Below are 25,403 nucleotides of genomic sequence, written 5' to 3' on the forward strand. Positions count from 1 at the left end.
CAATACTTCAAACCTTAATAGGCCTTCTTCGCGGCGCTCCTCCTGTGCTTCACCGGGCACTTGTGCTTCTTGGTCGCCTTGCAGGCCTTCGTTACGTGCTTCTTAGCCTTCTTCATGGTCATAGCATCCGAAGCGGGTGCAGAGCTAGTTGCGGCCGTCGCTGCTGGCGCTGGCTTCGTCGCCGCGGCGGCGTCGTTAGGGCTGAGAACTGGTATCGAGACGGCGAGCGCGAATGCAAGACCGACGGCAGACAGAAGAGACTTTTTCATGTGTCTATTCCTTGTTTGGCAAGTCGGGGGTTGAGCGTCACCCATCAGGATCGATGAGTGTCACTCCAAGCAGCTTCAAAGCTTTCGCGAGCATCCGGATTCCCTGCGCCTCCTTCTTCTTGGCGCAGTACCGGTTTCCCTTTCTCTGAAGAGCCTTCGCCGCGGTGACCTGCGTTGCCGCGGCATGCGTTTTGAGGGCTTCGTCAACTTGACGGCTGAGAATGGTGCAACGCTCGGTCCGGGTGAGCGGCGCCGCCTTTGAGGTGGAGGCTCCGGTCGCTGCCGTAGCGAGCGACAAGCTGAGCAACGCACCCATCAAGTTGATCGAGATTCTGTGCATCGCTTGTCGCAACCCGAGCAAGTGCAGCACTGCCGCAGCCGATGAACTGATCCCTCCAGAGCATGATACGCTTGAATGATTTCTGCAGTTTTTCCTGAATGTTTCTGGATTGTGTCTGCCCTCGTGCGGACGGTTCGCTGCCGCAAATGCCGGAGGAGCATGCGCGACGTTAAAACTTGGTGGTGGCATGACACGGCTCATTCACGCCTGTGGTGGCAATCGAGCTGTCGGGCAGGAAATCAATAGAGTTAGAGCCGGCGGTCTGTTTCGTTCGATAGCCTCCGACAGCGCGGCGAGCGGGCGGAGGGAGCTAGCCCGCCTTTAAAGATAAGGGCTTCTATTTGCAGCCGTTACCGGCCGTTCGCGCTCAGTGGCTGCGGCGAGTAAGGGTCCTATTTTGCTAGATTATAAATCTATAATCTTGGTGGATCATTAGCGGTTCCTAAACCGGACAACACTAACCTCTGCCGATTGGTAGGGGAGCCCCGGATGAATGCCTTCAGGCGAACAATAGGCTTCGGCCTGATCCTGTTGATTAGCGTTGTCACCCTGGTGGGGTTGCGTGTTGACGCGAGCAGGGAATTTGCGCTTGCCAAGGAACGATATCTGGAAAATTCACGGGCAACTTCGAGGGCGACTGCAAAGACCGTCGAAGACGCTCTGAACGCGATCTATCAGAATGTCCGAACCCTGACGTTCCTGCCGAGCGTCCGGGCCCTTGACCGACACGGCACCAACCTCGGCGACGAAGGGCGAGCAACGATCCAGCAGATTTACAACAACCTCGCCGACAACGTCTCGATCTCGGAGGTCTACTTCCTGCCTCTGGATTTCGATCCCGATCGGTTCGACGCCGTGACCGGCAAGCTGGAGGAGCCAATTCTTCAGTTCGACCAGCTAATCGTCAATGCCAAGGCGAGATCCGAAGCTGCGGCAGCGCCCAAATCCAGGAAGCTGGACGAGAATGCGCTGACTCGCCCCCCTGAGGAGGTCGAGACCTATGAATACCACGAGCTGGCGAAACAGCTTGCCTGGCTTAAGGCAAACTACCCTAACTCAAGCACCCTTGACGGGCTAAACGTGCCGATCATCGGGACCAAAGAGCTGATCACCTGCGACAACACGAATTTCATTCGCACCGGCGATGATGCCGACCGGTCTGGCTTCATTCTTTCGGTTCCGGTCTTTGGACAGGACGGAACCCTGCGCGGCTCCGTTTCGGCGATCATGCTCACCTCGGCGCTGCGAAAGCTGCTGCCTGGCAGTGGCTATGTGATCGTCAATGCCGGATATGGCTTCGAGTCCGACCAGCGCCGGATGTCAGAATCGCTGGTGACCAATACTAGATCTTTCACGGAACCTGATCCCAGGCTGATCTATTCCGAGGTCATCCCGCTGTCGCTCAACGATCCGAGAAGCGCCTGGCGCCTTTGGGCTGGCTTTCCCGACACGCAATTCACGAGCAATGTCGATGTTCGATCGGTGCGGGAATTCGAACTGGCTGGGTATGTGGCCGTCGGGATTGTCACATTGCTGGCGCTGATTTGTTGGTACTCCATCGGTCGCACCATGATGATGCAAGCGCACGCGGCTGAGACTCTTGAACAGAGGGTAGAAGAACGCACCGCCCAGATCCAGCATCTGGCAACACACGACATTCTGACCGGACTTCCCAACCGCGGTCTACTGGCCGACACGATGGACGAAGCCCTACGCATCCTCAGGCAAGGCGAGAAGCTTGCCGTCCACTGCATCGATCTTGATCGCTTCAAACCGGTCAACGACACCTTAGGTCACCCCATCGGCGACGAGTTGCTGAGAGCTGTCGCGGACCGGCTGAGGCATCATGTAGGCGAGACCGCCATGGCCGCCAGGGTGGGCGGCGACGAGTTCGTTCTCGTTCAGCTTCTGCTTAATGGCAATGATCAGGCCGGGGCGCTTGCCGGCCGGGTCATTCATGCCTTGTCCGCTTCATTCTCCATCCAGGGCCACAATATCAACATCGGTTGCAGTGTCGGCATTGCTGTTTTCCCGAACGACGGACAAAGCCCGGAAACGTTGATCCGCAACGCCGACCTTGCCCTATACAAGGCCAAAACCGAGGGCCGTGGCACATGCAGGTCGTTTGAACCTGGAATGGACGCACGGCTGCAGGAGCAGCGCCAGTTCGAAGCCGAGTTGGCGCAGGCCGTGTCGAAAGACCAGTTCGTGCTCCACTACCAGCCTCTGCATGATACGAGGACCTCGAAGCTCACCGGTTTCGAGGCGCTGGTTAGATGGAACCACCCAGTGCGTGGACTTCTGCCGCCTGCAGAGTTCATCCACCTCGCCGAGGAGTCAGGGGTTATCGACGGTCTGGGGGAATGGATCCTAAAACAGGCCTGTAGCGACGCGTCGAGATGGCCTTCCCACGTCAAGGTTGCCATAAACCTCTCGCCTGCGCAGTTCAAGCAGCCGGGGCTGGCGCTTCAAGTAGCCTCGGCATTGGGCTCGTCAGGCTTGTTGGCATCACGACTCGAGCTTGAAATCACCGAGTCGGTGCTATTGGCGCACAATGAAAATACGCTCCAGACATTGCACAGCCTACGCGACCTCGGAATCAGCATCGCGATGGACGATTTCGGAACCGGCTATTCATCGCTCAGCTATCTGCGCTCTTTCCCTTTCGACCGCATCAAGATCGATCGTAGCTTTGTCAGCCTGATATGCGAAAGCAGCGAAAGCCGGGCGATCGTCAAGGCCGTCGCCGAACTTGGGGCCACTCTCGGCATGACCACGACAGCCGAGGGCGTCGAAACTGAGGAACAGTATCAGTTGATCAGGGAGAATGGCTGTACCGACGTACAGGGCTGGCTGTTCGGTCGCCCCCTACCTCAGTCTAAGGTCTTTGCCCTATTCGAAGAAGCAGCCCATTTGCGAGCTTGATAATCGATCAATTGAGCAAGATTGGCGTGCGATGCGATCCATACAGGTCGTACGGCTAGCCATGGCTTGGTTCAGGCAGGCGGGTTCGCCGGTTCGTGAGGTCCCCCGGACAGACGCTTGTGCTTCTCGAACAGGTGCAGCTTTTCGGGGTATCCGAGCCTCAGCGCCGCGTTGCAGGACGGGCATTTGAATGAGGATATGGTTTTAAACCATGTGCCTTTTCGAACGATGGGGCGTTCGCACCGTGGGCACTCAAAGGTGAGATATTCGTCGTCAAGCTCTTGAGGAATCGGCAATCCGGCACCTTTAGGCTGATGGATGCCACCATCATCGCAGGTAATGGTGGGCATCCATGAACTGGCGATGAAGGGACTATGCTCGCCAGCACTCCCAAATGAAGATCTGCGGAATATGTTGCGTCGTCGGGACTTATGAGTTTGCCGATAAGACGTCTGGCCGACGCGTGTTACGACTGACGGGCAAGACACAGGTGTCGGGGGAACAACTCGGGCATTAGCGCTGTTCCCGAGTAGCCTGCCGCGCACGTTGCCACTTCGCGCCCCCCAGGCTACTCCAGTACTGCCCGCTGGCTCTGGCCGGCGGCTTTTTGTCGGACGGCGGCCTAGCCGTGCACAGCCTACGTTTGCGGTATGTGGAGCGCATTCCCTGATGGGACTTTCGCCGCGAACTGAAGCGTGAACAGGAGATGATCTTCATCGTCCGTCAACATGGCTTCATAAACTTCCAGAAAAAGCGCTTGCTCTCGTTTATCATCTCGCCGGCAGTCTGCACGGCTCCTTCCTTGCCGCGGGAGATCGACACCATCTTCGTCGGGGATGAATTAGCCGTCGTCGACGTGGAAATAGTAGGTCGTCATGATGCTCTGCCCTGGGTCGACAGGCCCGTGACGTATCATTCAACGGGTATTCACCTGCCCGTAGGGGTGGATCAGTGTTCGAGCGCGGCCTCGATGCGCACAGCGATGGCTCCTTCGGGAAGTTCCACTGGCGAGAAAATTTGACAGGGGCACCTGTTTCGATCCCCGCGGTCTCGGCGCCGATGCAACGAACTACTGCGATGCTTTGACCAGGCGTCGGAGCAACGGGTAGTCCTTCAGATCCTTGTAAGGTGTGAGATCTAAATCTCCCGGCACACAGCGAAGCTGTTCGTCATTGATCGCTTTCTCATGGCCCTTGATGACGCTTTGGTAGTGCCGCCAGGTCAGGCCAGCCCCTCTGACGGCGTCCCTTTCGACGCGCGAGGCGATTTGATGGGCGTGCAGATAATGAAGGCGCAACTCGTCCAACAGAGCTTTTTCAACAATTTCGTGGCACACCAGAAATGGTTCGAGGCGCACGTGCTTGCCTCTCCATCTGATGGTGCGCGGCAGATGTTGGTCGATGTAAATCTTCGTTGCATCCCTGCTGTACCCAGCAATGTAGGGAATATCGAACTCGTGGCTGACCTTAACTCGTCGATGAAGTGCAGACACGACATCAGACAGGACGAGGTCGCTGATATCTTCAGAGCTATGACGGCCCTCGTCGGCTAGTTTCAACTAAGCTCCTGCTACTTGGCGGCTGATGCGCCCGCCCCAAGGCAAACGCCTGAATGCTGAGCCGAACCGCATCGATCTGATTGGTAAGCGCTGCCTTGACGGACTTACGACTTTGCGATGCCTTATGACCTTGTTCCCCAACCAATACGATCCAACTTGGTCCAAGGGGAAAAGTTCCTCGGCATCCAGAACGTAAACATCGGTATAAACGATGGCGTTGCCTCGTGCATTTGGGCCTTCTCGCGCTCCCGCTAGAGGTCCAGTTCGGCCTGGAACGTATTCCGATCGAGGATTTTGGGCGCTGCCATATTCTGGCTTGTGACCTCGGTCATCACCTTCTTCTCATCGCGCGGGGTACCGTTCAATCACCTCGGCCACACCGTCCGGATTGTCGGCCACCGCGTAATGGCCGGCGCTTGGGACTACGTCGCTTTCCACATGCGTCACGCCCTTCGCGCGATAGCCGTCCACCAGGCCAAAAGCCGACTTTCTGCTCGCGGCCCCAAGGTTGGCGGGCCGTGCGCTTCAAATCGGTCGTAGAAACAGGCTTGCCGCTCGACGGAAGCAGACGTTGGCGGCGACCAGAGTGGCCGCGGTGCTAACGGGATCTGGCGTGGTATTAACCTGAGACCGTGCTTGGCGTGTACGCATGCGGGGCAAATCTAACTGCTGGTGGCTTGCGAATTCCGGGTCGAAGGCAGATTGGCCTCGAGGAAGCGATGCCAGGCGCCGCCGAGCAAGAGCGACGTTTGCGTCTTGTCAAAGCCCGCCGAAAGAAGGCCCTCCGAAAGCGTTGCAAAATCGAGGTTCGACCTGAACCAGGATGGCTGCTGCGGGAAACTTGCCGCCGCCTGTGTCTCGCGGGTCCAGCGGCCTTCGCGCATCCAGCGCACCACGCTGTCGGGCTGGTCCTGGCAGAGATCCGAGCCGATGCCGAGATGGTCAGGTCCCATGATCCCGGCCGCTTCCGCAGCCATTTTCCCGAACTGCTCCAACGTCGTGTCCGAGCCGTTCGGAAGGTGCAGCGGGTAGAGCGAAAGGCCGAGCAGCCCCTCCTTTGCGCGCAATGCCTGCAAGAGGGCCTTGGAGACATTGCGGTTGCTGTCGCGCAGCCAGCGTGGATTGGCGTGGCTGACGACCACCGGCCGCTCGGAGAGCGCGATCGTTTCCAGCGCGGTCCGCTCGCCGGCGTGGGACAGATCGATGATCATGCCGAGCCGGTTCATCTCAGCGATCGCCTCGCGCCCCATCCGCGTCAGGCCGCTGTCCTCCTTTTCCATCCAGCCGCAGCCGAGAAGCGACTGGTTGTTGTAGGTGAGTTGCATGAAGCGGATGCCGAGATCGAAAAGCATCTCGATAAGGCCGATGTCGTCCTCGATCGGCATCGGGTTCTGCAGGCCAAGCAGGATCGCCGTCCGGTTCGAGGCCCGCGCCCGCTCGATGTCGCCCGCATCGCGCGCCAGGAGGATCAGGTCCTCATTGTCGCGAAGCCAAGTGCGCCAATCGACGAGATGGCGCACTGTCTCGCGAAAGCCTTCGTGATAGCCGACAGTGGCATGGACCGCGGTCAGTCCGCCCCGGCGCATCTCCTCGAAGATTGCGCGCGACCAGTTGCAGTATTGCAACCCGTCGATGAGCACCTGCGGCGTGTCGCTGGTCATTCGGGCGCGCCCGCGTGGATGTAGGAGGTCTTGATCTGGGTGTAGAACTCGACCGCGGCGCGGCCTTGCTCGCGCGGCCCGTAGCTCGAGGCGCGGACGCCGCCGAACGGCACGTGATAGTCGGTGCCGGCGGTCGCCAGGTTGACCATTACGCAGCCGGAGCGCGAGGCGTGGCGGAACTTCGTGGCGCGCGCCAGCGAGCGCGTGGCGATGCCGGCCGTCAGCCCATAGGGCGTATCGTTGGCAAGAAAGATCGCCTCGTCGAGATCGTCGGCGGTCATCACGCAGGTGATCGGCGCGAACATCTCCTCCTGGTTGATGCGCATGCGCGAACGGCCGTTGAGGAACACTGCGGGCGCCATGTAGTGGCCGCGATGCGCCAGATCGAGCGCCTCGCCGCCGGTCGCTAGCTCGGCGCCTTCGCTGATGCCGAGCGTCACATAATCGAGATTGGCCGAGAGCTGCTCGGCGCTGACGACCGGCCCCATCTGGACGCCGGCTTCGAGCGCATGGCCGACCTTCAGGGCCTTGGTTTTCGCCAGCAGCTTCTCGACGAAGCCGTCATGCACCGGCCGGTGGACGATCAGGCGGGACGAGGCCGTGCATTTCTGACCGGTGCCGCCGAAGGCGCCGTTCACGGCAAGGTCGACGGCGCGATCGAGGTCTGCATCGTCCATGATCACAAATGGATTCTTCGACCCCATTTCGAGCTGCAGCTTCACGAAGCGCGCGGCGGCGAGCGCGGCGATGCCGGAGCCGATGGCGCCGGAGCCGGTGAAGCTCAGCCCTTGTATGTCGGCATTGGCGGCAAGCTCGCGGCCGATCGTCGATCCTGAACCCATCACCAGGTTGAACAGGCCCTTCGGGATCGCCTGCCGGCTGATGATCTCGGTGAGCGCCCAGGCGCTGGCCGGCGTGACGCTGGCCGGCTTCCAGATAACGGCATTGCCGAAGGCTAGCGCCGGCGCGATCTTCCAGGACGCGGTGGCGATGGGGAAATTCCAGGGCGAAATGATCGCGACGACCCCAAGCGGCTCGCGCTCGATCAGCACATCCACGCCGGCCCTGACGGAATCGGACGAGGAACCCAGATTGCGCAAGGCCTCCGCGGCGAAATAGGTGAAGAACTGGCCGGCGCGATAGACCTCGCCGACGCCCTCGGGAAGGGTCTTGCCCTCCTCGCGCGACAGCAGCTCGCCAAGCTCCTTCGAGCGCGCCATCAACTCGCGTCCGATGGCGTCCAGAACGGCGGCTCGCGCTTCCAGCCCGGCCGCCGCCCATTCCCGTTGCGCGCCTTGCGCCGCCGCGACGGCGTCATGGATGTCGGACGGCCGTGCCTGCGCGAAACGCCCGACAACATCGGCAACGTCGGACGGATTGATATCCTCGACCCAGTCGGCACCGTCGCGCCATTCTCCTGCAACGAAGTTCTGACCGCTCAACATCCTGTTCGACCTGCATCAATTCGGTTGACAACGACCTAACCAATGCTGTGAACTTCAATCAAGCTCAATTTTTGGCACAAATGTTCAGGCAAGCTTAACGGTGACCAAAACCATCAGCCTGACCGGCATGCGCAGCTTCGTCGCGGTCTGCGAAACCGGCGGCGTGCGTGCCGCCGCCGACCAGATCGGCCGCACGCCGTCCGCCGTGTCGATGACCTTGAAGCAACTGGAAGACGATATCGGCGCGCCGCTGTTCGAGAGCGAGCGCAAGGGCGCGCTTTCGCCGGTCGGCCGTATCGTGCTCGACGAGGCGCGTGCCATGATCGCCCATTACGACCGCGCCTGCCTGGCGATGACCAGCTACGCGGCGGACCGGCAAGGCCGCTGCGACGTGGCCAGCGTGCCGTCGGTCGCCGTGACCTTGTTGCCGCGCGCGATCGCCCAGCTTCGCGCCGAAGGCAGCCGGTTCGACCTACACGTCCGCGACAGCGATTCCAGCGCCATCGTCGAGGCGGTCGAGAACGGTATGGTGGAGGTGGGCCTCTGCGTGCTCGCCGGCAGGCGGACGCAGCTTAGCTTCGAGCCGCTGTTCCATGAGCCGCTCGATTTCGTCTGCCCGGCCGACCATCCCGTGGCAAGATCGAAGCGCCCGTTGAAATGGGCTGAGCTCGAGGGCGAGAGCTTCATCCGCAATGGCGCGGCCGCGGCACTGGGGCTTGCCGAGACCGAAGCGCTCGCCGCCGGCTCCAAGCTAACCGCGACCAATGTGAGCTCCAATTTGGCGATGGTGGAGGCCGGGCTCGGCGTCACCATACTGCCCCGGCTCTGCCGCTGGAAATCGAGTCACGACGTGCGGTTCGTGCCGCTTGCCGATCCGCGTTCGAGCCGCACCGTCGGCTGGATCGCCAAGGAGGGCCGCAACCTGCAGCCGGCGTCGCTGCGCTTCATCGAATGCATCCGCCTGCAGACGCGGGCGAGCGAGGGGGAGTTCGGCTATGCGGCGGCATGATCGGTGGGTGAGGGGATGACACGCCTGACCCAAGCCCGCATCGAAACGCTCGCCCGCGCCGCGCTGGTGCGGCACGGCGCCAGCGAGGGACAGGCCGAGGCCTTGGCCGCCGGCATCGCGGCGGCGGAACGCGACGGGTTGAAGTCGCACGGCTTGATGTATCTGTCGACCTATTGCGAGCATCTGACCTGCGGCAAGGTGCTGGGGCGGGCCGAGCCGCGCCTGACGCGGCCGGCTCCGGCGGTCGTCACGGTCGACGCCGCCAACGGCTTCGCGCATGCGGCCATCGCCCTCGGCCTGACGGCGCTGATCGAGGCGGCTCGCTTGCAAGGTGTCGCGGCGCTCGCCATCTGCAACTCCTACAATTGCGGCGCGCTCGGCTACCACACCGAGCGGATCGCCCAGGCCGGCCTGGTTGGTTTAGGCTTCACCAACGCGCCGGCCTCAATCGCACCCTGGGGCGGCCGTAAGGCGGCGCTGGGCACCAATCCCTGGTCGCTAGCTGTCCCGAACGGGCAGGGCGGGGCGCGCTTCGTCATCGACCAGAGCGCCAGCGTCGTCGCCAAGAGCGAGGTCATCAAGCGCGCCCGCGCCGGCGAGCCGATCCCACCCGGCTGGGCTTTCGACGCAAGCGGCGAGACGACCACCGATGCCGGCGAAGCGTTGAAGGGCACGATGGCGCCGGCGGGCGGCTACAAGGGCGTCGGCTCGGCGCTCTTGGTGGAGATCTTCGCCGCATGCCTGACGGGAGCCAACCCCGGGCTTGTCGCCAGCCCCTTCTCCGGCACGGCCGGTGGCCCGCCGGGAACCGGGCAGTTCTTCCTGGCAATCTCGCCCGATGCGACCTCGGCCGGGGCATTCGCGGGGAATCTGGAAGCCGTCGCCGGCGCCTTTGTCGGTGAAGCGAGGCTTCCGGGCACGAAGCGCTTTGACGCGCGAGAGCGGAACGCAACCGAAGGCATCGCGGTGGCCGCCGAAACGCTCGCCACGCTCGAGAAGCTGGCCGGGACCGCCGCATGACGGCGATCGCGCTGCGCCCGCCGGAGGTCGTCATGCGCCTTAAGCGGCTGGGCGCGGCGCATCCGACGCGGCTCAGTTTCCTGCGCCAGCTGATCCGCCGCGCCTCCAGGGAGAAATGGCGTGTCCGCAAGCACCTGTTCGACCTCAACGACAACGGATTTGGGCGCGCGGTCTACGCGGTCGAGACGCCGGCCAGAACCTACAGCCTGGTCGCCTTCTCGACGCCGCTCGACGATGAGAAGCGATCCGACCGGGTGATCGCGCAGGCCTGGGATACCAGCTACGTGCTTTACGACGGATTGCCGGACGCCGCCGAAATCGCGCGACTGGAGGCAAATGCGCCGCTACAGGAGGCAGGCCGCTACACCAGAAGCGAGCTGGTGCTGGCGCGCGCCAACAAGAGCGTGCGGCTGTTCGAGGACGTTGCGTCGGCGCTGGCGCGGGGACAACAGCCGGACGAGGAGCAACTTCTCGGCGTCGGCTATCTGCTGCGCACCACGGCCGTTTACGGCAACGGCAAGTTCGGTATTGCCGACCGCGACGAGATCGCCGCACGCCCGGAGCTTGCCGGATCCTTCCAGGCCGAGATGCTCACCGTCTGGCTGATCCGATCCTTCACGCTCGACCTTGTCGACCATATCGCCCGTCGCCGCAACCCGGCCGGCGCGGCGAGGCTGGCGCCGCAGTTGCGCCGGGCGCTCGGCGTGGGAAACGCGACGGGACTCGGCATGGCGCCGTTCCTCGTGCGCCACCCGCTGCTGACGCATAGCTGGTTCCTCGCCCGCGAAACCGCGCTGGCGCGGGTGCGCGCCGAGCCGCAGGCAGGCGAGGCGGAACGGGGGATTTTCGAGCGGGCGCTCGCCGACCTGTCGCGGGGCGTGGCCCGCTGGCACAGCGACGACAACCGCCAGGCCGCCGCGACCCGGTCCTTGGCCGCCGATCTCGATAGGCTGGCCGAAAACCTCGGCCGGCTACTGGCGACACCGCAGCCCTGGGACGCGCTCTACTGCTTCGCGGAAGAGCACTTCTCCCTGGAAGGGCAGGAGGCCTGCGTCTCCCTGATCCTCGAGCCGCACGGGGCGCTGGTCGACGAGCTCGGCGACACGATGAAAGCCGACGAGACGCCCGGCCATGCCATCAACGGCGGCATGGACTGCGGCTCGCTGCGCCAGGCGCTTCTCGACTGCTATTCATGGGCGAGGGCAATCGACTTTGCTCAGCCGGCCGCCAACGCGCGCTTCTGGTATGTATCGGCGGAGAAGCTCGAGCCCCGGCTTGGCGAACGCTTCGAGGAGGACGGCGCCGAGCTCGAACAACCTTTGGCCACCGCGCGCGACGCGCTCAGCCTGGCGGCCGCGCTCGCGCAGGAGCCGGCCTCGGCCAGTGTCGCGGACTTCCTGCTGCGCCGGCCTGAATGGCGCCATGCGGTGCGGCGCGCCCAGATCGTCGCGAAATTCCCCTATGCCGAGATCCACGACAATCTGATCGGCGCCGAGTTGCGGCCCGTCGACATATTGCGCGCCAAGCTGGCCTTCTTCGGCGCGCGCAGCTTCGATCCCCGCTCGGACCGCTGGCTGCGCATCGCGCTGTTCAGCGGCGAGCCGCTGATCGAGGATGTCGCCACGATGGCGGGAGAGGCCGCGTGATCGACCTGTCGCTCAACGAGGTGGAAACGCTGAGCGCCAAGGCGGCGCGGGGCGCCGGGTTTTCATGGGGACTGGCCGAGGATATCGGCCGCGCCGCGCGCCGGATCGCCGTTGAGGACGACAATTGGGGCATGGCCATGCTGAGCCTTGCCGAAAACGCGCAATCCCTGACGGCGCCCGATCCTGCTCGCGCAGCGCGCTGGCGAAAGGGCGAGGCCGACAAGCCTGCCCAAACGCCGCTCTGTCCGATCCGAACAGCGGCTTTGCTGCTCGACGCTCCGCTTCCGGCGAGCGCGCTGCCGCTGACGATCATTGGTGTCGGTCTGCCGGTCTGGCTCGACGCCATGCTGCGCCGCTCGGCCATGCGCGTCGCGCGACCTGCGGGGCTGGCGAAGCGCGCCGATGTCGTCATCGAACATCGCGCCGAAATCGAGCAGCCGGCCACAGGCCGGCGCGGCGCGATAGACGAGCAAACCCTTGCAGCGCTCAGTTCCTGCGCCGCCAGAACCTATGTGCCGGAAAGCGAGCGATCGCGCATGCGCGGCGCAGGCGGCGGCCGGGTGGACGACGAATAAGAAGGGGAGAATAAAATGAGCGCAGCCGACGGCCAGAAGATCGCCATGCGTGGGGCGGGCTACTACTCGGCCAACACCGTCGGCGCCAAATACGTCATCGACAAGGTCGGCGATCTCGTCGTCAAGGCAGTCGCCGGGATGCCTCGGCTGGCCGATGGCCAGCCATTCGCCGTCGCCGATTTCGGCGCGGCGGACGGTGGCACCTCGATGGACATGATGCGGCGGCTGGTCTCCGCGGTTCGGGAGAGGGAACCGGACCGGGCGATATCGATCACCTACACCGACCTGCCCCATAATGACTTCTCGACCCTGTTCCGGCTGAGCCAGGGACTTTTGGGAACCTCCGCCGAGGTTCCGCTGGCCGAGACGCCCGGCCTTTACATCTTCGGCAGCGGCACCAGCTTCTACCGCCAGATCCTGCCGGACAATTCTCTCTCGTTCGGCTTTTCCGCCACGGCGATGCACTGGATCAGCAAGCGGCCCTGCATGATCGCCGACCATGTCCAGGCGGTCGGCGCGACCGAGGCCGAACGGGCGCAGTTTCGCGCCCAGGGGCTGCGCGACTGGGAGACGATCCTGTTGGCAAGGGCCCGTGAGCTCAGGCCCGGCGGCCGGCTGGCGCTGGCCAATTTCTGCGTCGACGAGGAAGGCCGCTATCTCGGACATACGACCGGGGTCGACATGTTCGACAGCTTCGCGCGCCATTGGCGCGATTTGCTTGCGGCGGGGCGGATCAGCGAGGCGGAATATGTCAACGCGACGTTCCAGCAATTCTATAAGACGCCGGACGAGTTCGCAGCACCCTTTCGCGATCCCGTTTCGCCGGTGTCTCAGGCCGGGCTGAGGCTGGAAAACATCTTCACCATGGTGACGCCGTGCCCCTATGCCGAGGCCTTCCGGGTCCATCGCAACGCGCAGGATTTCGCCAGGGCCTACGTGCCTACGCTCCGCTCCTGGTCGGAAACCGTCTTTGCGAACGCGCTCGATCCCTCGCGTCCCGCCAATGACCGTGCCGCAATCGTCGACGATCTTTACGGCGCGTACGAAGCCGACGTCGCGCACGCCCCTGAAGGGCACCGCATGGACTACATCCATTGCGTGACGGAGATCGTCAAATCGTAAGGGGTACCGAGAGTTTGCGCGCCGCTTCCTGAAAAGGTTCAGATGACGATCATCCGGGCCAAACTGGACGTCCATTCTTGAAGTTTCACGGCCTCCGCCCCCGAACCGCCTCTGTGCCACAAGAAACATCGAAGCCCGATGGCCGCTGGAGCGCGTCTATAATAAGTGATGTGCCGCTCACGCGTGGGCGGCGTACAGTTGGATCAGGTGCGATGCGTGACCTGAACCTTAGAACGGGTTCTTGTCTGGATTGATCGCCTGAGGAAGCAGCAATGCTGCTTGAGTCCTAGCCGCCGCACAGACTTCGGATGTCCGCTGGCTAAAAGCCAGATTCAGCCCGTACTGACCATACTGCCAATTTTGATCCTTGGCAGCCTGATCCAAGTCTGACTTGCTAGAAATCGCCTTCACCGCTTTCCGCATATTCTCGACATCAGTCTCACTGAAAGAGAGATCATTATGGCGATAGCAGTAATCCGCTGTCGCGTAGATCACATCAAGCAGCAATAGCTCCTTGCTGGCCTGAGAGCTCGTAGGCGGGGCGACTGAGGCTGTTCCAGCCTTAAGTCTGGCTGCAAACGCTTTTATCGAAGCAGCGGTCCTGTGCACCTGGTCGAACTCAGATGGACTAAGTGTCGATTTAGCCTTCTGCTCCAGTTCATCCATCTCCGTCAGATCGGCAGGTGAGAGAGTGTGTTCTGACATCACCTTGCCTGCGAACACCGACATCTTGGTGACGAAAGTGCCATAATTTGGCGCTTGATCATCACCTAAACCGACAGACGCTCCAGCAATAGTCATTGCCATAGCGAGAAGGCTGCCCCTGAACATGCTGGTATAAATCAAAATCCCCCCACGAAGACCATGGACCGTAAACGTTCATAGATGAATCAACGCATCCGCGGCAAGATCAAGGGAGTCTGGCGAACATCTTCAGGAGATTGGCAGGATCGGGTTCTTCTCTGAGCCATCGCTCGTAGTTCTCGCGAGTGTCTGCCGCCAGCACCATTGATCACTCGAAAGTAAGCTGTTTTCTCAGGCTGCGGCCTTAACCTTCTGATTGGCCATGTAGGCCCAGGGTAGGAGATCGTCGATCTGGCTGTTTGGGTGCACGATCCGGGCGAGCACTTCGGCGAGGTAGCCCAAGCGGCTCGACGTCGTTCGGCTTGCAGGTCTCGATCAGCGAAGCGACGACGGCCCAGTGCTCGGCGCCGCCGGCTGCAGCGCTATCTTGGCGTCTAGCTAGTCCAGGTCGAGGCGCGGTTGCCAGTAATGACGGACGCGCGTGGGATGCCGATCGGTCGCCGTTGTTAGTCACCTTACACTGCGCCAGCCCAACCGGGATTCGATACGCCTGGCGCTAGCTTTGACCAGATGGATCAGATCCGGGTTCTTCTGTTTCAGCTTGATATCGGGAACCACGATAGAGATCGTCGCCCTGCAAGCCCCCTCGCCGTCGCATATGGGGGCGGCGATGCAGGCCACAGAGAAGTCGGATTCACCGGCCTGGATCGAGAGGCGTTGTTCGAGGGCCGCGGCGGCCGTGCTCGCCAGCACCTTCTCATCCGTTTCGGCTCGGCCGGTCGGGGAAGCCGTTGCGGAGCGTGCAAAAATGGCGCGGCGTTCCTCTTCCGGCAAGTGGCCGACCAGCATGCGGCCGGAGGCGGTCCAGTTAAGGGGGCTGCGAGTGCCTACGCGTGAGGTCACCTGGAAGTGGTCCTTGCCCTCCTTCATGGCGAGCACCACCATGTGATCGCCATCGCGCCCGCAAATCTGGATAGTCTCGCCCGAGCTTAGGGCGAGCTCGTGCATCTCCTGGATCGCGACGTTGAGAAGATCAAGGGTGCGGGCATAGGTCAAACCATAGTGGTAGAGGCGAGGCCCGAGCCACAGGAGGCCGTTGTCCTGCCGGTCAAGCAACTCCTTCTCCACAAGGTCGTCAACGATCACATAGATGGTCGACAGCGGCGCGCCTATGTCGCGGGCGATCTCGTAGGCGGTCGCCGGTCGCTCCACCTTCTGCAGATAATCGAGGATCTGCAGCGCCCGGTCGATGCCGCTGGTGCGCGAGCGGCGCGGCTCAGGCGCCGCAATTGGCGCCGCTTCGATTTGGGCCACTATCCTGGTCATTGGTTCGGACATCTTTCTCAAGGCGAGTGTAGAACGGTATGGCTGTTTCCGATACGTGATATCAATCCGGCCATTTCAGGATTGCCGCTTCCCGTGCGCGCAGGCGCTCCTCAAAGGACGTGGCGGCCATCAGGTTCGACGTGCGCGCCTGATCCAGTTCCACGGCCAGCCGCTTTGCCACAATAAGGTCCTCACCCGGATGCAGATTGCAGGGGTCGAGGAAGAAGTAGCCGTGCTCGACCTCATGGTCGCGCACAATGACTGGAGGGTCGCCAGCAGCCAGGCGGTCGGCCAGATCCCAGGCGGCAATGCGGGCTTCAGCAGGGTTGACGGAAACTTTCAGGCGATCGAGCGGATTTTTGGTCGGGTCCGGGGCGATCTCGGCGATTATACCCGGTCGGCCATCGAGCGCCTCGGCCCAGCAGTCGAGCGCCTTGCGTTCGCGGGCGCGGATGCCGTCATGATCACGTGTTTTCCATGCCTGAAGTGCCGCCACAGCGCCGACGATGCCTTCCTTGCCCACCTTCATGCCGCGGCCAATGCCGCGATTTTGCAGATAGACGTCGCGCACCCTTGCCTTGGATCCGGCAACGATGCCCGAGGTTGGGCCGCCGAGAAACTTGTGACCGGAATAAAGAACCAGGTCGGCTCCATCGGCCAGGAAGCCCTTCAGGTCGTATTCCGACGCCGCATCGACGATCACCGGTACGTTGCGCGCGTGGGCCACTTCGGCGAAAATGTTCAAGGGGATTTGCGCGTAGCCCACCACGTGGTGTGACACGACGTAGACGGCGGCCGCGGTGTTTTCGGTAAGGGCGCCGGCGAGTTGATAGGCCGCGGCACTTGTCGCCTGGCCGACCGGCACGACCTTGGCTCCGGCAATGCGGATCGCCTGCTCGATAGGCGCGCCGTAGCTCACCATATGGCCGGACTGGATGACCACCTCGTCCTTCAGCCCGGCCGCGTCGGGCAGGCGTTCGATCGCGACCAGATCAGGTCCGGTCATGCAGGCTGCCACCGCCAGGCTGATCGCCGCCGAGCAGGACGCCGTGACAAAGCCGGCTTCGGCGCCGGTCAGGTCGGCGATCACGGCGCTGGCGCGACGTTGTAAGTCACTCATTTCGACGAATTCGCTCAGGATCGCCGCCACTGCTTCGACGGCATCCGGCACCACGATGGAGGCGCCGAGCCCAGTCATCGTGCCGGAAACATTGATGACTGGTCTCAAGCCAAGGCGGCGACGAATGTCCTCAATCGGCATGGCGGTGCTCTCCTTAGTGGGAATTCAATCGATGGCGATGATGGCTTCGATCTCGACGGTGATTTGGCCAGGCAGCGAACCGTGCCCGACGGCCGATCGCGCGTGAATTCCGGCCGGACCGAAGACGTCGATGAACAGATCCGAGCAGCCATTGATGACGGCAGGATGGTCGGCGAAATCGGGCACGGCATTGACCATGCCGAGCAGTTTCACCACACGCCGCACACGGCTCAAGTCGTGGAGCGCGGATCGCATCACGGCAAGCAGGTTGATACCGGTCAGCCGTGCATGTGCATAGGCCTGCTCCACCGTCACGTTGCCGCCGACCTTGCCGGTGTGCTGCATGCCGTCAGCCTCGGTCGGCCCCTGACCGGACAGGAACAGAAGCTTGCCTTCCTGAACGTGGGTGACAAAATTGGCGATTGGAGGTGGTGCCTGGGGCAGGGTGATGCCCAGCGCCTTCAGGCGGTCATTGGGCGAGCTTTCCGATCGCTTCATCGGCTCGGAAAAAGTCATGTAAGCGAACTCCAGTCAGTCATTTCTTTGGTCGTGGCGAATGCAGGCCACATGATGTCCGCCGCCGATGGGCGAGACCGGCGGGATTGCCGCGGCGCAGGCTTCGATCGCTTCCGGACAGCGAGTGCGAAAGACACAGCCCGATGGCGGATCAATCGGGCTGGGAATATCGCCCAGGAGCGGGACCCGAACGCGCATGCGCGTTGGATCCGGCACCGGTGCAGTTGCCAGTAACGCCCTGGTGTAGGGATGCCGTGGCGCCGCATAGACCAGCCTGCTTGGACCACGCTCCATCACCCGGCCGAGATACATGACGACGACTTCGTCGCACAAATATTCAACCACCGACAGGTCATGCGCGATGAACAGCAGCGTCAGGCCAAGCCGCTTTTGCAGATCGCCAATCAGGTTGAGCACTTGGGCCTGCACCGAGACGTCGAGCGCCGAAACCGGCTCGTCGGCAACAATGAATTCTGGTTCCACCGCAAGTGCCCGGGCAATGCCGATCCGTTGGCGCTGGCCACCTGAAAATTCATGCGGGTAGCGAGAGGCATGATCGGGTGAGAGGCCGACAAGCGCAAGAAGCTCGGCAATGCGGTCCTGCCGCGCCTTGCCACGCAAATAGCCGCGCGCGTCGAGAGCTTCGCCGAGTATCGCGCTGACACGCAGGCGCGGATTGAGGCTGGAGAAAGGGTCCTGAAAGACGATCTGCAGCTTTTGCCGATAAGCGCGCATCTCGCGCGCCGACAGCGAGAAGAGATCGACGCCATTGAACAGGGCTTTGCCGCTGGTCGGCTCGATCAGACGCAAAATGGCGCGACCGGCGGTGGTCTTGCCGGATCCGGATTCACCGACCAGACCGACCGTCGAGCCGCGCTTGACCTCGAAACTGACGTCCTCCACGGCGTGCACGACACGGCCGTTGCGCGCGGGAAACCGCTTTGTCAGTGCCTGGACGCTGAGCAGGGGGGCTGCTTGTGTCGTGTCGTTGGTTTCAGCGTCGGCAATCATAGTTCGGCGCTCCGGATGCAGCGGGAGAACCCTGCCGAGCCCGCCGGCATCAACGGTGGCGGGGCGGCCCGGCACGGGGCGATTGCGTAATCGCAGCGCGGCTCGAAGGCGCAGCCGGGCGGCAGGGCGGTGATCGCCGGCACGCTGCCGGGGATGGAGTAAAGTATTTTGCGCTCGCCGGCCGCATCGACGTCGCGCGCCGCATTGGGAGTGCAGGCAAGCAGGCCGCGCGTATAGGGATGGCGCTGATGCGCGAACAGATCGTTGACGGGCGCCTGCTCGACGACGCGGCCGGCATACATGACAACGACATTGTGCGCGATCTCGGCAACGACACCGAGATTGTGAGTGATGAACAGGATCGACATGCCGAACTGCTGCTGTAGCCGTCGCAAGAGATCAAGAATTTGAGCCTGGATCGTCACGTCGAGCGCCGTCGTCGGCTCATCGGCAATCAGCAGCGAAGGGTTGCAGGCAAGCGCCATCGCAATCATCACGCGCTGGCGCATGCCTCCTGACATCTGGTGCGGATAATCATCGAGACGCGATGCGGCATCGGGAATTTCCACATGCCGCAGCATCTCCAGCGCCCGCTTGCGCGTTTCCTGCCGGCCGACCGGTTCATGCAGCGCGATCATCTCGCCGATCTGGTCGCCGACGCTATAGAGCGGGTTGAGGCTGGTCATCGGCTCCTGGAAGATCATCGCGACCTCCTTGCCGCGGATGCGGCGGAAATCCTTCGCCGTGAAGCCTGCGAGATCGTCGACTTTGCCGGCCCGGTTGCGAAACAGGATTTTGCCGCCGGCAATACGGCCCGGCTTCGACAGCAGCCCCATGATCGACAAGCTGGTGACCGATTTTCCCGAACCGGATTCGCCGACCACGGCCAGCGTCTCGCCGCGCTTCAGGGCGAAGGTGACGCCGTCGACCGCCTTGGCGGTGACGCGCCGGGTGACGAACCAGGCCTTGAGGTCCTGGACCGACAGGATCGTGTTCTGGGCCAGCGCCTCGCTCAAGCTTTCCATCCGCAATGAGGACAAGCTCCGTCGCCGGCATGCGCCGATGGCACGTGCCGGTGGGCTTCTATCGCATTCGCTCCCAGGATCGCGTAGCGCGGTTCGAACAACTGGTTGAGCACGCTCATCGCACCCTGGGAGTCTTTCACCGTCAGTTCGGCATCGACCAGTTCGAACAATGTGAATTCCGCCGGCTTGCCCTTTTCCAGCAAGCTGTCGGCTGGCAGTCGGATGGCCCGGCGTGGTGCCACAGTCGACGCTGTCACCACGTCCTCGAACGCCATGCCCAGCGACAGAAGCTTCGACATGGTCGTCGCCATGTCCCACACGGAACTGTCGAGCGAGCGGTTGTGCAGATCGGTCGAGATCGTCTTCGGCGGCAGGCCGCGTTCCAGAGCGGCCTTGGCGACATCAAACGAGAAGGATGCCCCGCCATGGCCGACATCAAGCACGATGCCGCGCGACGCCGCGTCCTCGGCCAGACGGTAGAGATCGTCGTCCTCGAGGATCGAGCCGCCGGCCTTGCCGTTGAAGCAATGGGTGACGATGTCGCCCTCGGTCAGCAGGCCGAGAATGTCGTCATAGAGCGGCGGCGGCTCGCCGACATGCACCATCACCGGCAGCTTGACGATGCGGCCGAGCTTCTTGACCAGCTTGACCGGCGTCAGGTCCCAGCCGCCGGTGATGACGTGGCTTGCCCGCACCTTCAACCCGACGATGGCGTCGCGGTTGGCTTCGATAGTGGCGATGGTTCGGTCGATGTCGATCGAGCGCATGTCGATCAGCTCGCTCACCCGGTTGCAGGCAACGAGCCCAATCGAGCCGATGTTCAAGAATGCGTAGATGTTCTCCTGTGCCGGCTCGACGATGAATTCGCGAAAGCCGTGGAAATTCGCCTCGCCGGCAGAGCCTGCGTCAACCATGGTGGTGACGCCGCGCGCGGCACCACATTGCTGGGGCCGAATGGAGATATCAGTGCCGCCATACCAGACATGGACATGCAGATCGGTCCAGCCGGGCGACAGGAAGGCGCCGTTCGCCTCCACCACCTTGACGTCGTCGCCGGCGCCAATCATTGAGCCGATCTCCGCGATGCGCCCGTCCTTGTCGACGAGCACGTCGATGGCGGGACCGAAACGACCGCCGAACGCGACGGGCCTGGCGCCCCTGATCAGCAGCGGCTGCTTCATTTCGGGAAAATGGTTGCCGAACATCAGATGTCCTTTACCAGACGGGGATCGAGAAGGTCGCGCAGGCCGTCGCCAACCAGTTGCAGGGCCAGCACGGTGATGACGATGGCAGCGCCCGGGAACATCATGATCCAGCCGGCCTGGTCCATGTACTGACGGCCGACCGCAATCATTGTGCCCCAGGTCGGGATGTCGGGAGAGATGCCGACACCGAGAAACGATAGCCCGGCTTCGGCCAGGATGGCGTTGGCGAAGATGAAGGTTCCCTGCACCAGGATCGGCGAGGCGACGTTGCGCAGCACGTGACGCACCAGGATGACCGGCGTCGGCACGCCGAGCGCGCGCGCCGCTTCGACATAGGGCAATTCGCGGATCACCAGCGTTGAGGCGCGCACCACCCGCGCCAGTCTCGGCGCGTAGACGATGCCGAGCGCGACGACTACGTTGACTGCCGTGGCGCCGAGTGCCGCCACCAGGGCGATGGCAAGCAGGATATCGGGAAACGCCATCATGGCGTCGACCAGCCGCGAAACCGGGGTGTCGAGCTTCCTGAAAAAGCCGGCCGTCAGCCCAAGCACAATACCGATCACCGAGGAGAAGACGACCACCGCGAAGCCAACCGACAGCGAGGTGCGCGCCGCATAGAGCATGCGCGTGAACACGTCGCGGCCGAGATCGTCGGTGCCGAACAGATGCTCGAGGCTTGGCGGATGCAGCCGGCTGGCGATCGAAAGCTTGGTCGGCGCATAGGGCGCGATGATCGGCGCCAGGATCGCCGCCAATGCGATGACGACGAGCAGGGCCAACCCCACCGCCGCCGTCGGGCGGCCGAGCAGCCGTGACAGAAGATTGGGCTCCTGCTGCAGCGGGGTTGCGATGGCGGCCATCAGTAGCGCACCCGCGGATCGATGAGGATGTAGAGCATGTCGATGACGAAATTGACCAGCACGTAAAGGCCAGCGATGACCAGCAGCGCGCCCTGGATGACCGGATAGTCGCGCCGCAGCACCGCCGAGACGACGAGGCTGCCGACCCCCGGCAGGCCGAACACGGTCTCGGTGACGACGGCTCCCGAAATCAGCAGCGCCGCCGTCAGGCCGATCACGGTGAGGATAGGGATAAGCGCATTCTTGAGGGCGTGTTTGAGCACCACGCGCCACTCGCTCATGCCCTTGGAGCGCGCGGTGCGGACGTAATCGTCGTTGAGAACGTCTAGCATCGAGGCCCGCGTGAAGCGTGTGATCAAGGCCGAACTGACCAGGCCGAGCGCCAGCGCCGGCAGCACGAGATGAGCGATGCGATCGCCGAACGAGGCGCCGGGTCCGCCATATCCCGACGTGTCGAACCAGCCAAGCCTGACGGCAAAGAACTGGATGAACAGCAGGCCGAGCCAGAAGCTCGGCACGCTGGCCGCGAACATGGCGATCGTGGTGGCCGCCTGGTCGAAAAGCGAGCCGCGCCTGTAGGCGGATAGGATGCCGACGGGCAGGGCGATCACAGTCGCGATCATGAGCGAGAACACGGTCAGAAAGAAAGTTGGTTCGGCGCGCTGGAGGAGTGCCGTGGTGACCGGCTCGTTGAGGAAGATTGACTGGCCGAAATCTCCCTGCATAACCCCGGCGAGGTAGTGCAAGAACTGTTGCGGGATCGAGCCGTCAAGCCCGAGCCTGGTGCGAAGCGCTGCGATATCGGCGGCGGTGGCATCGGGACCGAGCATGATCGCGGCCGGGTCGCCCGGCGTCACCCGCACGATGACGAAGACGATGGTGGCGACCAGGGCCATCACCACGACCATGCCGAGGAGCCTGTTGAGAACCGAGCGCAGCATCCGCGTTGATATCTCCGGGGCCGGTTTTGCGGGAAGGGCCGCCGGACCGCGGCGCCTCCCGGATCATGCCATGCTGCCTTCCCGCGACGGAGCGGGAAGGCAGGGGATTGGCTATTTGCCTTCGAGGTAAGCGTTCCAGAAATAGGGCCAGGGCGCCGGCGTGACGCCCTTGAGGTTCGGCGCCTCGGCGGCGAGCGCGTTGAAATCGCCGACCTTGTAAACCGCGGCTTCGTCGTAGATCACCTTCTGCACGTCTTCGTAGAGCTTGGCGCGCTTGGCCGGGTCGGTCTCGGAGTTGAATGCGTCGAGCACCTTGTGCTTGGCATCGCTCGACCACCAGCCCGGCGTGTTGTCGGACATGAAGCCGTTGAGCGACGGTTCGGCCAGAAAGGGACTGTGGGTGATGTAGATGTCCCACAGCGCCGGATCGGTGCGGTTCTTGGTCAGTGTCGCCCATTCGACGACATCGAGCTCGACCTTGAAACCGGCCTGCTCCAGATAGGCCTGAGCCACTTGTGCCATCTTGTAATGGAACTCGTACTGGCGGCTGGTCAGGATGCGCAGCGGCTTGCCGTCATAGCCGGCGTCCTTGAGCAGTGCGGCGGCTTTCTCGGTGTCGCCCTGGGGCTTGTAGGCCTCGGTACCTGTGTTCGAATGCCAGGCGAAGCCTTCCGGATACATGGCACCATCGACTGCATAGAAATCCTTGGACCCGAAGGCGGCGAGCAGCATATCCTCAGGCGCCAGCGCCGCCTGGATGGCCTTGCGGATACGGATGTCGGAATTCAGCCCCTGTTTGGTGTTCGTCACGAACACGGGCCAGCCGAACGGCTTCAGGATAAGCGGCTTTGTCTTGCCGCCGGAAATCTTGTCGTAGGATTCGACAGGAAGAGAATCGGCATAGGCGAACTGGCCGGCGACGGCGCCCTCGACGCGCGTATTGGGATCCGGAACCGGCACGAAGCGAATTTCGTCCAGATATTGTTTCCTCGCCCCACCATAGCCATCCGGCTCTCCGTCGCGGGACCTGTAGCCATCGAAGCGGGCGAGTTGGATGAACTGATCCGGCTTACGGTCCTTGAGCATGTAAGGCCCGGTTCCGATGAACTTTGTCAGCGGATCTTCGTCGGCATTCTTAGAGGGGATGATGATGGCCGCCGCATTGTTCAACGACAGCAGCGACAGCAGCGGCGCGTACGGTTTCTTCAGTGTAATCTTGACCGTCTTCTCGTCGAGGGCGTCGAGTGAGCTTATGACGTCCGCCGCCTGCTTGCCGCGCGTCGCCACCTTCATCCAGCGTTTCAGCGAGGCCATGACATCGGCCGATGTCATATCCGAACCGTCGTGGAACTTGACGCCCGTCCTTAGCGGGATCGTGTAAGTCAGGCCGTCCGGCGATATCGTGGGCATGTCGGCGGCCAGGAGCGGCGTGATGCCCCACTTGTTGTCGAACGTATAAAGCGTCTCGTAAATGTGCTGGGTGATGATGCCGACCAGATCGGCGGTCGATGCCATTGGATCCAATGTCGGAGGCTCGCCGACGGTGGCGACGTCGATCACTCCCCCCTTCTGCGGTTCAGCCCATGCCAGCGCCGGCAGCAATGCGGCGAACGACGCGACGACTTGCAGTACGCGCTTCATTCGTTCTCCTCCAAGTTCCATTTTTATGGAATATATAGTTTAGTTACGCACTAAGCTTACGCCGATGGCTCGTCGCGTCAAGCGGCGAAGCCATTGCTGGTCTCGAGGCAAACAGGCGAGTTTGCGCCAGAAGCTGTCCCTGCCGGCTCGATCGCACAAAGTCAGCCGCAAGCGGACGGGAGGTGGATGTGTCGATATAAAGCTGCTTCCGGTTTGAAGGCCGGTTCATTACGCACTACCCGGCAACTATTGCCGTCCGCTGCGACTGGCTATCCATTCGGCTCCGCGCCAGATTCTTAACGTCGCTGCGCCAGCCGAGCTCTCGCCCCGACCCACCATGGCGCAGCGAACGGCCGGGTGACCTCTGCTAAATGAATGTCGTTGGCGACTTTGCGTCGATGTTCTGGTATAAGGCTAGACAGCATAAAGGACTGCGGTTGGGGCCGGCAAAGAAATGGTATTGCCTGTTGGATCGGACATCCGCAGCGACTGTTCGGCCGCCCAGTTCGTGGCATCTTTTCGGGAGTTGGTGGCCGATGATATCGGTGTCGAGGGTGGTGATTTCAAACCAGCCGATCGGGACCTGCCGCTCAAAGAGGAAGCACATCTGGGCAATGTTGTACCGGCGCGACGGCGTGAGTTTCGGGCTGGACGCCTTTATGCAAGGCAGGCCCTCCGGGGCCTAGGCATTCCTGAAACCGTGATTCCGATAGGGCCCGATCGAGCGCCGATCTGGCCGACAGGTGTTGTCGGTTCAATCTCTCACACCAGAAGCCTGTGCGCTGTCGCAGTCGGATTGTCCGCCGATTATCTTGGCATCGGCATCGACATCGAAGAAAATTCTTCGCTTTCCGGCGAGCTGGCGAAACTGGTGACGCACACTTCGGAACTGAACGAGCGGGACGTGATCGAAGCGCGGCTGGGCTACGATCTTCCAAAGCTTCTGTTCGTCATAAAGGAAGCTTTCTACAAAATGCATTTCCCGCTCAACCGGCGCTTTTTGGCGTTTCGGGATGTTCGCGTCGAACTTGACGTGGAGAGACACGCAGCGAAAGCCGTGATCGTTTCGTCAAGCCGCTTTGTAGCGGCCGATACTTTCGACGGCCGGTTCGGCAGCAGCCATGGGACATTGTTCTCGTGTTTTGGTCTCTCTGCGCCTTGACAGCCACGCGGCCAGCAAGCACTCAGTGATCCGAGCCTGGTGCTCCATTGGATTGAACGGTGCTGTTGCTGAATAACG

The 25,403-nt window shown here is 62.4% G+C and carries 23 protein-coding genes and 1 pseudogene; 8 read left to right on the top strand and 16 right to left on the bottom strand.

Features of this window, described 5'->3' with window-relative positions; translation table 11 throughout:
* Positions 1-14: 14 nt before the first annotated feature.
* Positions 15-269 carry a hypothetical protein gene (locus LB525_RS10375; protein WP_224544521.1) on the bottom strand — a complete coding sequence of 85 codons (255 nt, stop codon included), beginning with the start codon at positions 267-269 and terminating at the stop codon, positions 15-17.
* 37 nt (positions 270-306) lie between these two features.
* Positions 307-609, bottom strand: coding sequence for a hypothetical protein (locus tag LB525_RS10380; RefSeq protein WP_224544588.1), 303 nt, complete (start codon positions 607-609; stop codon positions 307-309).
* 489 nt (positions 610-1,098) lie between these two features.
* On the opposite strand from LB525_RS10380, the gene LB525_RS10385 reads away from it, so the two are divergent.
* A complete protein-coding gene (locus LB525_RS10385; protein ID WP_224544522.1) occupies positions 1,099-3,534 on the top strand; it encodes a putative bifunctional diguanylate cyclase/phosphodiesterase in 2,436 nt (811 codons plus the stop codon).
* Positions 3,535-4,240: 706 nt separating this feature from the next.
* Positions 4,241-4,555, top strand: a complete 315-nt coding sequence (locus LB525_RS10390; protein WP_224544523.1) for a hypothetical protein — start codon at positions 4,241-4,243, stop codon at positions 4,553-4,555.
* Between the two features lie 48 nt (positions 4,556-4,603).
* Here LB525_RS10390 and LB525_RS10395 read toward each other — a convergent pair whose 3' ends face one another.
* From LB525_RS10395 to LB525_RS10405, 3 genes are all read right to left on the bottom strand, one after another.
* Positions 4,604-5,092 carry a hypothetical protein gene (locus tag LB525_RS10395; protein WP_224544524.1) on the bottom strand — a complete coding sequence of 163 codons (489 nt, stop codon included), beginning with the start codon at positions 5,090-5,092 and terminating at the stop codon, positions 4,604-4,606.
* A gap of 662 nt (positions 5,093-5,754) precedes the next feature.
* Positions 5,755-6,753 (bottom strand): membrane dipeptidase, encoded by a 999-nt coding sequence (locus LB525_RS10400; protein ID WP_224544525.1) that lies wholly within the window; start codon positions 6,751-6,753, stop codon positions 5,755-5,757.
* Entirely contained in the window at positions 6,750-8,198 is a 1,449-nt protein-coding gene (locus tag LB525_RS10405; protein WP_224544526.1) for an aldehyde dehydrogenase family protein, read from the bottom strand. The genes LB525_RS10400 and LB525_RS10405 overlap by 4 nt, the downstream gene beginning before the upstream one ends.
* Before the next feature lie 100 nt (positions 8,199-8,298).
* Between LB525_RS10405 and LB525_RS10410 the strand changes: the two genes are divergently transcribed.
* The 5 genes from LB525_RS10410 to LB525_RS10430 are packed head-to-tail and all read left to right on the top strand — an operon-like array spanning position 8,299 to position 13,570.
* Positions 8,299-9,207: a LysR family transcriptional regulator gene (locus tag LB525_RS10410; protein WP_224544527.1), complete on the top strand. Its 909-nt coding sequence runs from the start codon at positions 8,299-8,301 to the stop codon at positions 9,205-9,207.
* Positions 9,208-9,222: 15 nt separating this feature from the next.
* A complete protein-coding gene (locus LB525_RS10415; RefSeq protein WP_224544528.1) occupies positions 9,223-10,227 on the top strand; it encodes an Ldh family oxidoreductase in 1,005 nt (334 codons plus the stop codon).
* Positions 10,224-11,873, top strand: a complete 1,650-nt coding sequence (locus LB525_RS10420) for a hypothetical protein (protein ID WP_224544529.1) — start codon at positions 10,224-10,226, stop codon at positions 11,871-11,873. Before LB525_RS10415 ends, LB525_RS10420 begins: the two co-directional genes overlap by 4 nt.
* Positions 11,870-12,448: a DUF3726 domain-containing protein gene (locus tag LB525_RS10425; protein ID WP_224544530.1), complete on the top strand. Its 579-nt coding sequence runs from the start codon at positions 11,870-11,872 to the stop codon at positions 12,446-12,448. The genes LB525_RS10420 and LB525_RS10425 overlap by 4 nt, the downstream gene beginning before the upstream one ends.
* 15 nt (positions 12,449-12,463) lie before the next feature.
* Positions 12,464-13,570: a class I SAM-dependent methyltransferase gene (locus LB525_RS10430; protein WP_224544531.1), complete on the top strand. Its 1,107-nt coding sequence runs from the start codon at positions 12,464-12,466 to the stop codon at positions 13,568-13,570.
* Positions 13,571-13,798: 228 nt separating this feature from the next.
* Here the strand turns inward: LB525_RS10430 and LB525_RS10435 are convergent, their stop codons facing one another.
* The 11 genes and pseudogenes from LB525_RS10435 to LB525_RS10485 form a co-directional block, all read right to left on the bottom strand.
* Entirely contained in the window at positions 13,799-14,416 is a 618-nt protein-coding gene (locus LB525_RS10435; protein ID WP_224544532.1) for a hypothetical protein, read from the bottom strand.
* A 189-nt stretch (positions 14,417-14,605) separates the two neighbouring features.
* A pseudogene (locus LB525_RS10440) lies at positions 14,606-14,786 on the bottom strand (transposase domain-containing protein); the annotation flags it as partial.
* 98 nt (positions 14,787-14,884) lie between these two features.
* Positions 14,885-15,700, bottom strand: a complete 816-nt coding sequence (locus LB525_RS10445) for an IclR family transcriptional regulator (protein WP_224544533.1) — start codon at positions 15,698-15,700, stop codon at positions 14,885-14,887.
* 61 nt (positions 15,701-15,761) lie between these two features.
* The gene (locus tag LB525_RS10450; RefSeq protein ID WP_224544534.1) at positions 15,762-16,961 is read right to left on the bottom strand and encodes an aminotransferase class V-fold PLP-dependent enzyme; all 1,200 of its coding nucleotides are present in this window, start codon (positions 16,959-16,961) and stop codon (positions 15,762-15,764) included.
* Between the two features lie 24 nt (positions 16,962-16,985).
* Complete coding sequence (locus tag LB525_RS10455; protein ID WP_224544535.1) at positions 16,986-17,477, bottom strand: RidA family protein; 492 nt, start codon at positions 17,475-17,477, stop codon at positions 16,986-16,988.
* 15 nt (positions 17,478-17,492) lie between these two features.
* Positions 17,493-18,488: an ABC transporter ATP-binding protein gene (locus LB525_RS10460; protein ID WP_224544536.1), complete on the bottom strand. Its 996-nt coding sequence runs from the start codon at positions 18,486-18,488 to the stop codon at positions 17,493-17,495.
* Positions 18,485-19,492, bottom strand: coding sequence for an ABC transporter ATP-binding protein (locus tag LB525_RS10465; RefSeq protein ID WP_224544589.1), 1,008 nt, complete (start codon positions 19,490-19,492; stop codon positions 18,485-18,487). Before LB525_RS10465 ends, LB525_RS10460 begins: the two co-directional genes overlap by 4 nt.
* Before the next feature lie 8 nt (positions 19,493-19,500).
* The gene (locus LB525_RS10470; protein WP_224544537.1) at positions 19,501-20,718 is read right to left on the bottom strand and encodes an amidohydrolase/deacetylase family metallohydrolase; all 1,218 of its coding nucleotides are present in this window, start codon (positions 20,716-20,718) and stop codon (positions 19,501-19,503) included.
* A complete protein-coding gene (locus LB525_RS10475; RefSeq protein ID WP_224544538.1) occupies positions 20,718-21,581 on the bottom strand; it encodes an ABC transporter permease in 864 nt (287 codons plus the stop codon). Before LB525_RS10475 ends, LB525_RS10470 begins: the two co-directional genes overlap by 1 nt.
* Positions 21,581-22,522 carry an ABC transporter permease gene (locus tag LB525_RS10480; protein ID WP_224544539.1) on the bottom strand — a complete coding sequence of 314 codons (942 nt, stop codon included), beginning with the start codon at positions 22,520-22,522 and terminating at the stop codon, positions 21,581-21,583. The genes LB525_RS10475 and LB525_RS10480 overlap by 1 nt, the downstream gene beginning before the upstream one ends.
* A gap of 111 nt (positions 22,523-22,633) precedes the next feature.
* Positions 22,634-24,163 (bottom strand): ABC transporter substrate-binding protein, encoded by a 1,530-nt coding sequence (locus tag LB525_RS10485; protein ID WP_224544540.1) that lies wholly within the window; start codon positions 24,161-24,163, stop codon positions 22,634-22,636.
* A 454-nt stretch (positions 24,164-24,617) separates the two neighbouring features.
* On the opposite strand from LB525_RS10485, the gene LB525_RS10490 reads away from it, so the two are divergent.
* Positions 24,618-25,325: a 4'-phosphopantetheinyl transferase gene (locus tag LB525_RS10490; RefSeq protein ID WP_224544541.1), complete on the top strand. Its 708-nt coding sequence runs from the start codon at positions 24,618-24,620 to the stop codon at positions 25,323-25,325.
* Positions 25,326-25,403: the final 78 nt, after the last annotated feature.

Source organism: Mesorhizobium sp. CA16 (assembly GCF_020165175.1).
GTDB lineage: Bacteria > Pseudomonadota > Alphaproteobacteria > Rhizobiales > Rhizobiaceae > Mesorhizobium.

Coding starts and splice junctions, on each gene's coding strand:
- LB525_RS10375 (WP_224544521.1), bottom strand. CDS start 269: ATGAAAAAGTCTCTTCTGTCTGCCGTCGGTCTTGCATTCGCGCTCGCC.
- LB525_RS10380 (WP_224544588.1), bottom strand. CDS start 609: ATGCACAGAATCTCGATCAACTTGATGGGTGCGTTGCTCAGCTTGTCG.
- LB525_RS10385 (WP_224544522.1), top strand. CDS start 1,099: ATGAATGCCTTCAGGCGAACAATAGGCTTCGGCCTGATCCTGTTGATT.
- LB525_RS10390 (WP_224544523.1), top strand. CDS start 4,241: ATGATCTTCATCGTCCGTCAACATGGCTTCATAAACTTCCAGAAAAAG.
- LB525_RS10400 (WP_224544525.1), bottom strand. CDS start 6,753: ATGACCAGCGACACGCCGCAGGTGCTCATCGACGGGTTGCAATACTGC.
- LB525_RS10405 (WP_224544526.1), bottom strand. CDS start 8,198: ATGTTGAGCGGTCAGAACTTCGTTGCAGGAGAATGGCGCGACGGTGCC.
- LB525_RS10415 (WP_224544528.1), top strand. CDS start 9,223: ATGACACGCCTGACCCAAGCCCGCATCGAAACGCTCGCCCGCGCCGCG.
- LB525_RS10420 (WP_224544529.1), top strand. CDS start 10,224: ATGACGGCGATCGCGCTGCGCCCGCCGGAGGTCGTCATGCGCCTTAAG.
- LB525_RS10430 (WP_224544531.1), top strand. CDS start 12,464: ATGAGCGCAGCCGACGGCCAGAAGATCGCCATGCGTGGGGCGGGCTAC.
- LB525_RS10445 (WP_224544533.1), bottom strand. CDS start 15,700: ATGACCAGGATAGTGGCCCAAATCGAAGCGGCGCCAATTGCGGCGCCT.
- LB525_RS10450 (WP_224544534.1), bottom strand. CDS start 16,961: ATGCCGATTGAGGACATTCGTCGCCGCCTTGGCTTGAGACCAGTCATC.
- LB525_RS10455 (WP_224544535.1), bottom strand. CDS start 17,477: ATGACTTTTTCCGAGCCGATGAAGCGATCGGAAAGCTCGCCCAATGAC.
- LB525_RS10460 (WP_224544536.1), bottom strand. CDS start 18,488: ATGATTGCCGACGCTGAAACCAACGACACGACACAAGCAGCCCCCCTG.
- LB525_RS10470 (WP_224544537.1), bottom strand. CDS start 20,718: ATGTTCGGCAACCATTTTCCCGAAATGAAGCAGCCGCTGCTGATCAGG.
- LB525_RS10475 (WP_224544538.1), bottom strand. CDS start 21,581: ATGGCCGCCATCGCAACCCCGCTGCAGCAGGAGCCCAATCTTCTGTCA.
- LB525_RS10480 (WP_224544539.1), bottom strand. CDS start 22,522: ATGCTGCGCTCGGTTCTCAACAGGCTCCTCGGCATGGTCGTGGTGATG.
- LB525_RS10485 (WP_224544540.1), bottom strand. CDS start 24,163: ATGAAGCGCGTACTGCAAGTCGTCGCGTCGTTCGCCGCATTGCTGCCG.
- LB525_RS10490 (WP_224544541.1), top strand. CDS start 24,618: ATGGTATTGCCTGTTGGATCGGACATCCGCAGCGACTGTTCGGCCGCC.